We start from the raw sequence: 14,288 nt of genomic DNA, 5'->3' as shown, positions 1-14,288 counted from the left end.
TGGCTCTCCTGTGTGTTCGCCCGACACAGTCCTGCCGCAGCCACCCAGCTGCGACAACCATACGAGTCTGGTGAAGGCGCCTAAAGCCGTTCCGCGCGCAGCAGGCCGATCACCTCTGCGAACACCTCCATGACGGGCTCGATGACGGTGACATAGCTGATGCCGAACCGCGCGCGGTTGGTCACCAGTTGCTCGGCCATCTCCTCCGTGGTGCCGAACAGCAACGTCGGCGCCTCCAGCAACTGGTTGAGCGTGAGCTCCGAACCACCGCGCAACTCCTCGGCGGTGGCCTTCCGGTCATTGGTACGCACCACGCTCTGGAGCACGATGTTCAACTCGGGCTCTTCGGTACGGCCTGCAGCGCACTCACGGACGTAGGCGACGCGCTCGTCGACCACTTCTGCCTCGGCAATGCTGTACGGGCTGGCCACCGCGCCCACGACGGAGCTGTCGGAAAACCCGGACGGGGCAGGTTTGACGCCACTGAAGGCGACCACGTCGGCGCGCTCGGCCGCCAGGCGGAGCACCCGGTCGCCGGAACCCGCGACCACCAGCCGGGGACCACCGGGTCGGATAGGGCGGGGCGACGTCGACTCATCGGCGCCGTGGGCGCGCAGGGTGTCGACGAACTCGGTGAGGCGGTCGACCCGCTGTCGTGGGGACAACCACGGCAGACCGGCCCGTTCGACCTCGGCGGCGTCGTACCCGGCACCGAGCCCGATCTCCAGGCGCCCGCCGCTGAACTCGTCGACGGCGAAAGCGTCCCTCGTCAGCAGCATCGGATTGTGGAAGCCGGTGTTGAGCACGTAGGTGCCGATGCCGATGCGCTCGGTCACCGACGCGGCGAGCATCAGCGACGGGAAGGGGGCGGGCATGCCGAGATGATCCGGGACCGAGATGACGTCGAAGCCGAGGTGCTCTGCTCGGCAGCACTTGGCAACCCAGTGGGCTCGATCGCCGGTCAGCGCCATGCTTACGCCGAAGCGGAAGGGACGGGGCATGTGTTCTCTCCTTTGTGGCCGGGTTCCGGCTGTACCCCGCCCGTGGTCAGCAGCCGTTCGAGCAGGTGGTCGGCGAGCACGGCCGGGGTCGGGTACTCCAGGACGAGAGCGGCGGGCAATTGCACCCCGGTGATCGCGGTCAAGCGGTTGCGCACCTCGAGCGCGGCGAAGGAGGACAGCCCGATTTCGAGAAGGTTGTCGTGCGGGGAGATTGACGTCGGACCAACGTGACCGAGCACGTCGGCCACGTGCCGCCGAATCAGGTCCACCAGCGCCGGTTTGCGCTCGTCGGGGGGCACCGACGACAACCGCTCGACCACAGCCGGAAGGTCAACGTTTTCCACTTGCGCGGGCAGGGGCGGCGCGGTGGCGACGGTGCGCTCGAACCATGCCGACAGCGCCGGCAGGAGCGCTTCGAGGCTGTCGACGGCGGCATGGCCCTCGACGCCGAGCTCCGCGGCCACGGCCACGGCGTCGCCCCCGGCCACCAAGCGGCGCAACCGGGACACGGCGGGTGACTCGCCTGCGTTCCCGCACACCGGTATCCAATAATCGCGATGTTGGAAGGCGTAAGTGGGCAGTTCCACGCGGCCACCACCTTGGATCGCCGCAGCCCAATCGACCTCAAGCCCCGCTGCGAACAGGACACCCAGCGCGGTCAGGAGGGTCGTGGGCTCGTCCCGGTCGCGGGCCTGTGCGGCGACGGCGACGGCGTCACTCTCGACGATGGACTGGACCATCGGAATGAGGACAGCATCGGCACCAATCTCCAGGTACCGGGTCACGCCCAGGCCGCCCGCGGCTCTCACCGCGTCGTGAAAGCGGACGGGCTCGCGGATCTGGCGTCCCCAGTACGCCGGATCGCGGATCTCTTCCGAACCGACGAGAGCACCGGTCACAGTGGAGATCAAAGGGATGGTCGGCGCGGCCGACGCGACGCCCTGGGCGACGGCGGTGAACTCGGCGACCACCGGTTCCACCAGGGGAGAATGGAAAGCGTGGGAGACCCGCAGCGCTCGGGTCCGGCGTCCCGCCGCCCGCCACCGCTGCTCGACCCGCGCGACGGCACCTGCCGCACCAGAGATGACCACAGAGTTCTCGGTGTTGACGGCGGCGATGGCGATCGGTTCGTCCTCGTCCCTGAGCGAACGCGCCACCTGCCGCTCGGTCGCCTCGATGGCGACCATCGCACCAGCCGTCGAGAGGTTGCTCATCAAGCGACCGCGGGCGAGGACAAGTGCCGCCGCGCCGTCGGCGTCGAACACTCCGGCAACATGGGCGGCGGCGAGTTCGCCGATGGAGTGACCCACGACCACGTCCGGGACCACGCCAAGGGAAGTCACCAGGCGGTAAAGCGCCACCTCGAAGGCGAACACGGCCGCCTGCGTGTACCGGGTGTCGGCGAGCAGCGTGGCGTCGGTCTCTACGACCTCGCGCAACGACCGCCCCAGCACCCGGTCGAACGGCTCGCACACCGCGGTGAGCGCTTCGGTGAACACCGGAAACGCTGCGGCCAACTCACGGCCCATCCCCACGCGCTGACTTCCCTGCCCGGAGAACAGGAACGCGATCCGTCCACCGGGCCTGGGCTCACCCGACACCGCTGCGGACCCTACGGCCCCCTCGGCGAGGGCTTCCAGACCGGCCAACAGGCGCGTACGGTCACGGCCGACCACGATGCCGCGATGCGCCAGCGCGGACCTTGTGGTGGCGAGCGAGTAGGCGATGTCGGCCACAGAACCCTGGGCGCCCGCGCGCACCCAGGCCGCTAGGCGGCGGGCCTGCCCACGCAGGCCAGCGGTGTCAGCGGCGGAGAGCACCCAGGGTACCGGCCCGTCCTGGGGGGACACGGATTCCTCGGCGGATTCCTCCTCCGGAGCGCCTTCCAGCACGAGGTGGGCGTTGGTGCCGCTGATGCCGAACGACGACACCGCGGCGCGCCGTACCCGGCCCGTGTCCGGCCAAGGCGTGGTCCGCCGGACCAGGGTCACCTTGCCCGCCGACCAGTCGACGTGCGGGGACTCGACCTCGGCGTGCAGCGTCGCGGGGACGACGCCGCGACGCATCGCCTCGACCATTTTGATCACACCACCGACACCCGCCGCCGCCTGAGAGTGACCGATGTTGGACTTCAGGGAACCGAGGAGCACCGCGTCACCGTCGCGCTGGCCGTAGGTGGTGAGAAGCGCCTGCGCCTCAATCGGGTCGCCAAGCCTCGTGCCGGTGCCATGCCCCTCGACTACCTCGACATCTGACGTGGTGAGGCCGGCATCGGCCAGAGCTGCGCGGATGACTCGCTCCTGCGCCGGGCCATTCGGCGCGGTGAGGCCGTTGGATGCGCCATCCTGGTTGACCGCTGAGCCGCGCACCACCGCCAGCACCGGGTGACCGAACCTACAGGCGTCAGAGAGGCGCTCCAGCACCACGACCCCCACGCCTTCCCCCCATCCAGTGCCCGCCGCGTCCGCGCCGAACGCACGGCAGCGACCGTCGACCGACAGCCCACCCTGACGGCTGAACTCGACAAACACCTCGGGTGTTGCTACGACGGCCGCGCCACCCGCCACCGCAAGTGAGCACTCTCCCGAGCGCAGCGACCGCACCGCCAAGTGCATGGCGACCAGCGATGACGAGCAGGCGGTGTCGACCGTCAAGGCAGGGCCGCGCAGCCCCAGCAGGTAGGCGATACGCCCGGAAGCCACGCTGGTCGCGTTCCCTGTGATGAGGTGCCCGGAGACCTCCCGCGGCGCCTCGTGTGCGCGGGGAGCGTAGTTCTGCCAGGACATGCCCGTGAAGATTCCCGTATCAGTGCCCTTGAGCGATCGCGGCGGTATGCCCGCGCGTTCGAGCGCTTCCCAGCTGACTTCCAGAAGCAGCCGCTGCTGCGGGTCGATCGCCAGCGCCTCGTTCGGCCCCACACCGAAGAAGGCGGCGTCGAAGGCACCTGCGTCGTGCAGGAAACCACCATGCCGTGTGTAGGTCGTGCCCTCGTGCGCCGGGTCCGGATGGTAGAGCGCGTCGGTGTCCCAGCCCCGGTTGGTCGGGAACTCAGAGATGGCGTCGACACCGTTCTCCACCACTCGCCACAGGTCGTCGGGAGAGGCGATCGAGCCGGGGTAGCGGCAACCCATGCCCACGATCGCCACCGGTTCGTGACGCGCGTCCAGTTCGCTCTTGGCCCGGTGCAATTCGGCACTGACCCATTTCAGGTACTCGACCAGCTTCTCGTCAGTCGACATGCGTGACCTCCGTGGTGTCAGGTTTGGTTGACCGGCCGAGGTCGTGATCGATGAAGGCGAGCAGTTCGTCCACTCCTGCGTCGTTGAGCCGGGTGCGAACGTTGTCGCGCTCCGGTATGTCGGCCGCCCACCAGCGGGCGAGCGCTGCTTGTAACCGGCCGGTGAACCGCACTCTCAGCTCCGCGTCATCGTCGGCGGCGGCGAGCGCATCGTCGAGGTTGCGCAGACGGGTGGCTTCCACCCGCGGGCGGCCGAGCCGGTCGAGCACCAGTGCGACGACGTCGACCGGAGTCGGGTGATCGAACACCAGGGAGGCAGGCAGGTCGAGCCCGATGGCCGCGCGCAACGCATTGCGGAACTCAATGGCGGTCAGCGAGTCGAACCCTAGGGTCCGGAACTGCGCGTGCAGGTCCACCGCTCCTATGTCGGGCAGGTCGAGGATCCTGGCCACCTCCGCGCGAACCAGGTCGAGCACCAGCCTGGGGCGATCGGACGGCTCTGCGGCTCGCAGCCGCTCGGCGAATCCGCCCGCGGTCCCGACGGTGCGCGCGGCCGTGCGCAGTCGCGTGCCCACCAGACCACGCAGGACGGCTGGGAGAGTCCCGACATCGGCCTGCTCACGCAAAGTACGTAGGCCGAACGCCGCCGGCATCAGCACGGCCGCGTTGGAGGTAAGGGTCCGGTCGAGGAGCGCCATGGCAGTGTCCCGATCCATCGGCAGCAAGCCGCTGCGGTCCAGCCTGGCCGAGCCAGCGGCATCGAGGACGCCGGTCATACCCCCGGTGTCGGCCCATCGCCCCCAGGCCAGGGCGATCCCGGGAAGCCCCAGAGCCTGCCGGTGCGCGGCGAGTCCTTCGAGAAAGGCATTGGCGGCCGCATAGTTGGCCTGACCTGGGCCACCGATGGCCGCCGATACTGAGGAGAACAGCACGAACGCCGCCACATCACCCGCCGCCCGGTGCAAGTTCCACGCGCCGTCGACCTTCGGACGAAGTACCCTGGACAGCCGCGCCGGAGTGAGCGCGGCGAGCATCCCGTCGTCGACCACACCCGCGAGGTGGAACACCGCCCGCAACGGGTGCGCCGCAGGGATCTCCGCGATAAGCGACTCGACCTGGTCGAGGTCCGCGACGTCACAGGACCGCACCAGCACCTGGGCACCCAGTGCCTCCAGTGACTCGACCAACGCAGCTGCGCCTGGGGCATCCGGACCGCTACGACTGGTCAGCAGCAACTGCCGTACACCGTGTCTGACCACAAGGTGGTGGGCGAGCGCACTGCCGATTCCGCCGACACCACCCGTGACGAGCACAGTGTCCTGAGGGTCGATGTCCAGCGTTTCACCGGCTGATGCCGGGGGTAGTGCACTCAGTCGAGGCACGCTGAGCCGACCCGCTCGGACGCGTAACTGTGGCTCCCCTGTGGCGAGGGCACCCGCCAGCACGTCGGCCGATTCGGTCAGGTCGTCGATGTCGAGCAGGACGAACCGATCGGGGTGCTCGGACTGTGCGGACCGCAGAAAACCCCAAAGCGAGGCATGCCCGGCGTCGGGGGCGGTGGCTCCGTCCGAGCCCGGTGCGGCGTCGCGGCTAACCACTACGAGTTTCGTGCCGGAAAGCCGGTCATCGTCGAGCCAGTACCGCACTGTACGAAGAAGTCCGGTCAGTGCGCTGTGTGCGTCGGCCACTGGGTCGCCGGAGGATGCGAACCCGATCAGCGCATAGTCCGGACGTACACCGGAGTTGGCCAGCTCGGCAGGGGTGGCGAAGCGGGCCGCGCAGCGCTCGGCGAGGCCCAGTGGATCCGGGCCGACGAGCACGGGTCGGACCTCGGCGACGCCGGGGGCGACCGGGAACCAGGTCACCGCGTGCAGCGAGCCGACGCGCGTGTTGTGCTCGCTGGTAGCCGTCCGGATGCCGAGGCGCAGCGTGGCGGACAGCACTGGAGCTCCGGTGGCGTCGGTGCATTCCAGCGTGAGGTTGTCAGCGTCCAATGGCTCCAACCGCATTCGCAGCGCCGCCATCCCAGTGGCGTGCAGGCTGAGTCCTCGATAGCCGACGACTCGCCGGTCCGGTTCCGTCTCGTCGAGTGCGCGCTCGACCGCCAACAGGAATTCAGGGTGCAGGGCGTGGCGGTCGGCAGTCTCCGGGTCACTCAGCTCGACATCAAGGTCGATGCCCTCCTCGGTGGCCCCACGCGGGCGTCCGACGCCGTGCTGCGGTGCGGGACTACCTGCCGCCAACAGGCCTGTGGCGTAGGTGGTCCACGCCGCATCAGACTCATCGCGTATGGGTTGGGCGTCAATGCGGACGGCGGCCAGCCCGTCCGCTCCGGCGGCCTGCACAGAAACCTGGATGCGCAAGGAGTGCCCGTCGGGGAGCCATAGCGGCGCGACCTCGACGAGCTCCACGACCTCTGCATGCCCGGCTCGGGTCGCCGCCTCCAGCACCAGGTCGGCCAGCACCGCCGCAGGTACCGGACCGGTGTGCCCGACAGGCAGAGCTTGCCGGGTGAGTATCCCCGTACACAGCCAGCCACCGCCCACTACCAGCGGCACGGCAGCGGTGAGCACGGGGTGACGAGCGGACAGCAGCCCGGTCACGCCGGGTTCTTCCCTCCGCGGATCGGGGTCGAGCCAGTAGCGCCGGTGCTCGAATGGGTAGGTGGGCAGTGGGACCCGATTCCCGTCGCCGAAGACGGTCCGGTCAGGCAAAGCCCCCGCCACGTGCGCCCGCGCGGCGGCGCGCAAGAAGGCGGGCAATTCGGGTCGCGTCCGGTGGCCAATCGGCAGGACAAGTGCCGCCTCGTCGAGGTTGGCCTCGATGAGCCCTGTCAACGACCCGTCCGGGCTCAGATCGAAAAAGGTGTCCACTCCAAGATCCCGGGCCGCAGCGACGGCATCACCGAAGCGAACCGGGCTGCGGGCCTGATCGCACCAGTAGTCAGCGGTACCGAACTCGCCGGGCTCAGCGATGGATCCGATCGACGTCGAGATAACCGGTATGGCGGGTGTGCCCACGGTCATCGAGCTTGCGACGCGCGCCAGTCCGGCCAAGGCAGGTGTCATGAGGTGCGAGTGGAAGGCGTGCGAGACCTCCAGTAGTCGTACTCGCACATCTTGGGCCGTGAGAGTCTCGGAGGCGCGCCGCACCTCCTCGGCTGAGCCGGAAAGCACCACGGCGTGAGGTGAGTTGACAGCGGCGATGCCGAGTTCCGCCGACAACAGCGGCTCGACCGTGTTGATCCCAGCGGCGACCGCGAGCATCGCGCCGCCCTCCGGGAGCTCATCCATGAGCGCGCCCCGAGCGATGACCAGCCGCACCGCGTCTGGCAGTGAAAGCACTCCGGACACGCACGCCGCCACAACCTCCCCGACCGAATGCCCTATGAGCACCTCGGGGGTCACGCCGCTTGACAGCAGCAGCCGGCAGACACTGAACCCGTGGGCGAACAACGCGATCTGGGCGAATCGAGTCCTGACCAGGTCTCCGGACTGACCCGCCAGCACCTCGCGCAGTGAGATGCCGAGTAAGTCGTCGGCCACCGCGCAAACCTCGTCCAGCGCGTCCGCGAAATCCGGGAAGACCGACAACTCACTGCCCATCCCACGCCGCTGCGCCCCCTGTCCTGCGAACACCAGCCCGACGCGGCGGACTCCGGCTACCCCGGTGATCACGTCGGGAGCATGTTCACCGGCGGCCAGTACAGCAAGGCCGCCCCGCAGGTCGCCGACGACCACGGCTCGATGCCTGAAGGCGGACCGCGTGGTGGCCAGCGAGCGCGCGATGTCGGCCGCGGAACCGGAACCGGGCTCTGCGACCCGCTCGGCGAGCCGCGCGGCCTGGGCTCGCAACGCTTCGGCGGTGCGACCGGACAACGCCCACGCGACGAGCCGGTCGGATTGGATAACCGATGCCGCGTCCATGTCCGGTGCCTGCTCGAGTACGACGTGGGCATTGGTGCCACTCATGCCGAAGGACGACACGGCAGCACGGCGCGGACGCCCTGTGACCGGCCAGTCCGTGACCGTGCGCACCAACTCCACCGCACCCGAAGCCCAGTCCACATGCGGAGAAGGCTCAACAGCGTGCAAAGTAGGCGGGACGACACCATGACGCAGCGCCTCGACCATCTTGATCACACCACCGACCCCGGCCGCCGCCTGCGCATGCCCGATATTCGACTTCAACGAACCCAACAACAACGGCACACCATCACGCCGACCATAGGTCGCCAACAACGCACCCGCCTCGATCGGATCACCCAACCTCGTCCCCGTACCGTGCGCCTCCACCACATCCACGTCCGACACCGACAAACCCGCATCCACCAACGCCGACCGGATCACCCGCTCCTGCGCCACACCACTCGGCGCCGTCAACCCATTCGACGCACCATCGGAATTCACCGCCGAACCACGCACCACCGCCAACACCTCATGACCCAACCGACGCGCATCCGACAATCGCTCCAGAACAACGACACCCACACCCTCAGCCCACCCCGTCCCATCCGCACCCGCACCAAACGCCCTACAACGCCCGTCAACAGACAACCCACCCTGCTTGCTGAACTCGACGAAGCCCGTGGGAGTCGACATCACCGTCACACCGCCCGCGAGCGCGAGCGAGCACTCCCCCGACCGCAACGAGCGCACCGCCAAGTGCAAAGCCACCAACGACGACGAACACGCCGTGTCCACGGACACAGCGGGCCCCTCGAAGCCGAAGAGATAGGACACTCGGCCGGACACGATGCTGGCCGACGTGCCGGTCAGCAGGTATCCCCTCACTTGGTCGCCCGCGGCGTCGACGAGCTTGCTGTAGTCCTGAGAGCTGGTTCCCGTGAAGACACCTACATCGGCCCCGCGCAATCCGCTCGGATCGATACCAGCGTTCTCCAGCGCCTCCCAGACGACTTCGAGCAGCAGACGCTGTTGCGGGTCGGTGGCAACGGCCTCGCGGGGACTGATACCGAAGAACTCCGCATCGAACCCCGCGGCATCCGCGAGGAAACCACCGAACCGTGTGGTCGACAGGGTAGTTCCCGTCCCGTCCAGCCGGGCCAGCCCGTCGAAATCCCAGCCCCGGTCGGTCGGAAACTCCGTGACGGCGTCGACCCCGTCACGGACCAGGCGCCATAAAGCCTCGGGCGAGTCGACGCCACCCGGATAACGGCATCCCCGACCGACGATGACGATCGGGTCGTCGACGGGCGCCGCCGTGGCCGGGACCACTCGGCGCTGCTCGGGAAGGCCGGCCAGCCGCTCCAGGAGGTGGCGGGCGAGCGCCGATGGGGACGGGTGGTCGAAGGCCAGCGTGGTGGCCAATTCCAGGCCTGTCATGCGGCTGAGCCGGTTGCGCAGCTCGACCGCAGCGAGTGAGTCGAACCCGAAGTCGCGGAAGGGGCGGTCCACCGCTATCTCGACGAAATCGCCCAAGTGCAGCACGCCCCGCATGCCGTCGGTGACCAACCGCAGCACGGCGCCGAAACGCGCGCCGTCCGGCAACTCGGCCAGCCGCTCGGCGAAGGAGCCTTGCGAGGTCGTCCTAACGGGTTCGAGCCCGCTCAGCAAGGTTGGGAGCCTACCGGCGCGCGCCTGCCGGCGCAGGTCGCTGGGCTTCGGCAGCCACGGCGTCACAAGAGCGCTACCTGCACTGAGAGCCGCGCCGAGCACGAGCGACGCATCGACGTTGTTGGTGCTTCCGAAACCGTCGACCGCCCCTAAGGCGAGGGATACCGCCGAGGTACCCGCGGCGCTACGGCTTGCCGCGATCGCGTCCAGAACGGCGGAGCCGACATCCGCTTCCACGCCGAGGAAGGTCGCCGCTCGGGTAATGACGACGAACGCGGCGCTGTCGGTGGACCGGTGCAAGGCTGCTGCGGCGCGCACTGCGGTCGGTCCGGACGCGGCGATGACGACGGTGCCGACCTCGGAAACCAAATTCTCGGCGTCGACGAGGGCCTGCGCGGCGTCCACCGCCACCACTGTCGTGATCCGCTCGCGCAACCGGTCGGCCAAATCCGGGTCGCCGACTACCAGCACGACTTCCCCGCTCGGCAAGTCCGTCGCGGGCACGGAGCGCATCGCCAACCGTGGGACCAGCGCGACGCCGGAGCGCAACGCCAGTTCCGGCTCCCCAGTCGCGAGGGCGGCGCCGAGCAACGGCTCGGACTCGGCGTCAACGTCGATCACCCCGGCCTGGTGTGCGCGAGCCAGCGCCCAGGCAGCGGCCTGCGCCGGCGCGGATAGCCGGTCCCCGACGCCTGTCGATACCGCCCCGGTCGTGCGGAACACCAGCCGGGGACCGCCATCGGGGTGCGCTGCTGCGTGCGCTGCCAGCGTGGTGCGCACAAACTCCGCGATGGTGTCCGCGCCGACTGCGTCAGAGCCCTCGTCTGGAACCGGCACGACCACGTACGGACCCCCGTCGGCGGCGTCAAGCGTGCGGGGGGCCCACTCCAGGGCAAGGATGGCCCTGTGCTCCTCAGGGGATGAGGCGAGCCGCACGGCTTCAACCGAGGCGATCGGATTACCGTCCACGTCGGCCAAGCAGACACCGTAGGTGTCTGGTCCCAGAGAGGTCGCGTGGGCTAACGCCGCCGGAGCTCCGGCGGCGAACAGTTCGACGCCGGCCCAGGCCTGCGGTTCAAGCACGGACCCCTGACCGACGAGCAGTGGGCGCAGCAACGCATCGAGTAGCGCGGGGTGCAGCGGGTGCCGCCCTGCGTCGTCAGGTTGGGGCAGCGCGGCCTCGGTCCAGAATTGCCCATCCACTCCTCGTGCCCATGACAAACCGCGGAATGCCGCGCCCGGGTCACGTCTCGCGACGGCGAGCGCATCCTCGATGCCATCCAAGTGGTATTCGACGACATCGGTGGGCATCGGTGGGATCACAGTCGTGATGTGCTGGGACGGTCCGACGACACCTGTCGCGTGCTCAGTCCAGTCTCCGCCATCCGCCTTGGTCTGGATACCGAGCCGCCGCCTGCCGCCCGTGTCCGGTGCCGCGACGGTCACTCGAAGCAGCACCGGGGAGTCGTTGTCGAACACCAACGGCGCCGTCAACACCAACTCCTCGATTCTCGGCGCCTCGGTGCGGGCCCCCGCGTGCAGGGCTATGTCGAGCCAGGCGGTGGCGGGCATGACCACACGGTTGTGCCTGCGGTGATCGACGAGCCAGCGGTGGTCAACGGGGGTTAGCCTGCCGGTGAAAACCACATCCTCGGAGGTCTCCACGACGGCAGCGAGCAGTGGGTGATCGGTTTGAGCCTGTCCCAGGGCCAGCACGTCGCCGGGCAGGGCGGGGACGTCCAGCCAGTAGGGGTCGTCGGCGAAGGCGTAAGTGGGCAGTGGGATCCGGGCGAGCGGTCCGGGCAACAACGCGGTCCAGTCGACTCGGCCGCCTTCGACTTCGTACTCCGCGACGGACGTGAGGAACTGAGCCAGCCCGCCGCGGTCGCGGCGCAGCGAGCCGACAGCGACCGTGCCGGCCACATTCCCCTCCGCTGCGACGTCGAGGGCCGCCCTGGTCAGCACCGGGTGAGGGCTCAGCTCGACGAAGGTGCGGAAACCACGGCCGAGCAGATCGCGGATCGCGTCGGCGAAGCGGACTGGTTCACGGAGGTTGCGATACCAGTAGTCGGCATCCAGCGCCGTGGTGTCGGCGACCGCCCCCGCGAGGAGGCTCGACTGGTACACCGCCTCAACCGGTCGAGGCGAGATGGATACCAAATCCGCGAGTATCCGGGAGCGCAACGCTTCGACCTGGCCCGAGTGCGAGGCGTAGTCGACCGGCAGCACTCGCGCCCGAACACCTTCGGCCTCGCACGCCGCGACCAGTGCGACCAGTTCATCCGGTTCGCCCGCGACGACCGTGGCCCGGGGACCGTTGACTGCAGCCAACGCGACCCCGGTTCCGGCAATGCGTTCCCGCACCCGGTCGGCGGGTTCGGCGATAGAGGCCATCCCGCCCTTGCCGGACAGCGAACGCAGTGCGCGAGCGCGGAGGGCCACCACCCGGGCCGCGTCTGGCAGTGACAGCACCCCCGCGACGCAGGCGGCGGCGATCTCGCCCTGTGAATGTCCGACGACAGCGGCAGGCTGAACCCCTGCGGCTTCCCAAACCGCTGCCAGCGACACCATCACCGCGAACAGCGCCGGCTGTACGACGTCGACCCGGTCCAGTGACGGCGCGCCTGGTGTGCGGCGCAGCACGTCTTCCAAGGACCAGTCCAGGTGCGGGGCAAGAGCGGTGGCGCACTCACGCACTCGGGTCGCGAACACCTCGGACTCGTCCAGCAACTGGGCAGCCATCCCCGCCCATTGCGCACCCTGGCCGGGGAAGACGAAGACCGGCCTACCCCGTTCGCCCGCCACACCGGTGATGACCTGGCCACCGGGGTCGTTGGCGGCCAGAACGGCGAGTTCGCGGGTCAAGTCCATCAGCGATTCGCCGACGACGACCGCGCGGTGCTCCAGCCGCGCCCGGCTCGTCGCCAGCGACCAAGCGACTCCCTCCGGCGGAAGGTGCGGGTTTGCCGTTACATGTTGGGCCAGGCGGACGGCTTGCCGGCGCAGCGCGGGGGCGGACTTCGCCGACAAGAGCCAGGCTACGGGCCCGCATCGGGCTGAATCCTCCGCCTCTTCGTGGGTTGGTGCTTCTTCCAGAACGACGTGGGCATTGGTCCCACTGATACCGAATGACGACACGCCGGCCCGGCGGGGCCCGCCGGTTCGCGGCCAAGGGGTGTCGTGGCTGGCCACGACGACCGTGCCGGACGACCAGTCGACCGCGCTCGTGGGTGTGTCGGCGTACAAGGTGCGAGGGAGAACGCCGTGGCGCATCGCCATAGCCACCTTGATCACACCTGCGATCCCGGCGGCGGCCTGGGTGTGCCCGATGTTCGACTTGATCGAGCCCAGCAGCACCGGTTGCTCCGCCGTATGCGCGCGACCGTAGGTGCCTAGAACAGCGTTCGCCTCGACCGGGTCCCCCAGCCGGGTCCCGGTGCCGTGCGCCTCCACGACGTCGACATCGGCGGGCTCGAGGCCGGCCTGGTCTAGCGCGGCGCGGATGACCTGCTCCTGCGCAGATCCGTTCGGCGCGGTGAGCCTGCTGCTGGTGCCGTCCTGGTTCACCGCGCTGCCGCGCACGACTGCGAGTACGTCATGCCCGTTCGCCAGCGCGTCGGAGAGTCGTTCCAGCAGCACTACACCGACGCCCTCAGCCCAGCCGGTGCCGTCGGCGCCCTCCCCGAACGCCTTGCACCGGCCGTCCGGGGATAGGCCGCGTTGCCTACTGAACTCGATGAAGGTGTTCGGAGTAGCCATCACCGTTGCCCCGCCCGCGACGGCAAGCCCGCACTCGCCCCGCCTTAGCGACTGCACGGCGAGGTGCAGCGCGACGAGTGATGAGGAGCAGGCCGTGTCGACTGTGATCGCCGGTCCGCCGAACCCGAAGACATATGAGATTCGACCGGAGGCGATGCTGCCCGCGCTGCCGCTGCCCAGGTAGCCCTCATACTCCTCGGGAACAGGCCTGAGCCGGCTGGCGTAGTCGTTGTACATGACGCCTGTGAACACGCCGGTGTCGCTGCCCCGTACCACGTCCGGGGCAATGCCTGCATCCTCCAGTGCTTCCCACACCACCTGGAGCAGCAGCCGCTGCTGCGGGTCGGTGGCCAATGCCTCGCGCGGGCTCATGCCGAAGAATTCCGCGTCGAAGCGGTCTGCGTCGTGCAGGAACCCGCCATGCCGGGCGTAGGAGGTGCCGGCGTGGTCTGGGTCGGGATCGTAAAGCGCGTCGAGATCCCAACCGCGGTTCGTCGGGAAGGGGGTGATCGCGTCGGCCCCGCCGGCCACCAACCGCCACAGGTCGTCGGCGGAGGCGACTCCACCGGGGTAGCGGCATCCGACACCGACGATGGCGATCGGCTCTCGCCGCGCGGACTCCAAGCCGTCGAGCCGGTCGCGCGTTCGTCGCAAGTCCGCGGTGACCCGCTTGAGGTAGTCGCGCAGCTTCGCCTCGTTGCTCATGCGAGGTCG

1 protein-coding gene and 2 pseudogenes are annotated in these 14,288 nt (G+C 69.1%); all 3 read right to left on the bottom strand.

Features of this window, described 5'->3' with window-relative positions; all coding sequences use genetic code 11:
* Window positions 1-80: 80 nt before the first annotated feature.
* Window positions 81-1,001 carry a TIGR03621 family F420-dependent LLM class oxidoreductase gene (locus KZQ38_RS11805; protein ID WP_219441131.1) on the bottom strand — a complete coding sequence of 307 codons (921 nt, stop codon included), beginning with the start codon at window positions 999-1,001 and terminating at the stop codon, window positions 81-83.
* A pseudogene (locus tag KZQ38_RS11800) lies at window positions 974-4,234 on the bottom strand (type I polyketide synthase); the annotation flags it as partial. The gene KZQ38_RS11805 and the pseudogene KZQ38_RS11800, both read right to left, overlap by 28 nt.
* Window positions 4,230-14,267 (bottom strand): annotated as a pseudogene (locus KZQ38_RS11795) (SDR family NAD(P)-dependent oxidoreductase); the annotation flags it as partial. The pseudogenes KZQ38_RS11800 and KZQ38_RS11795, both read right to left, overlap by 5 nt.
* Window positions 14,268-14,288 lie beyond the last annotated feature (21 nt).

Origin of the sequence: Saccharothrix obliqua (genome assembly GCF_019375475.1) — a bacterium.
GTDB lineage: Bacteria > Actinomycetota > Actinomycetes > Mycobacteriales > Pseudonocardiaceae > Actinosynnema > Actinosynnema obliqua.
This window is presented reverse-complemented; position numbering and strand designations above follow the sequence as displayed.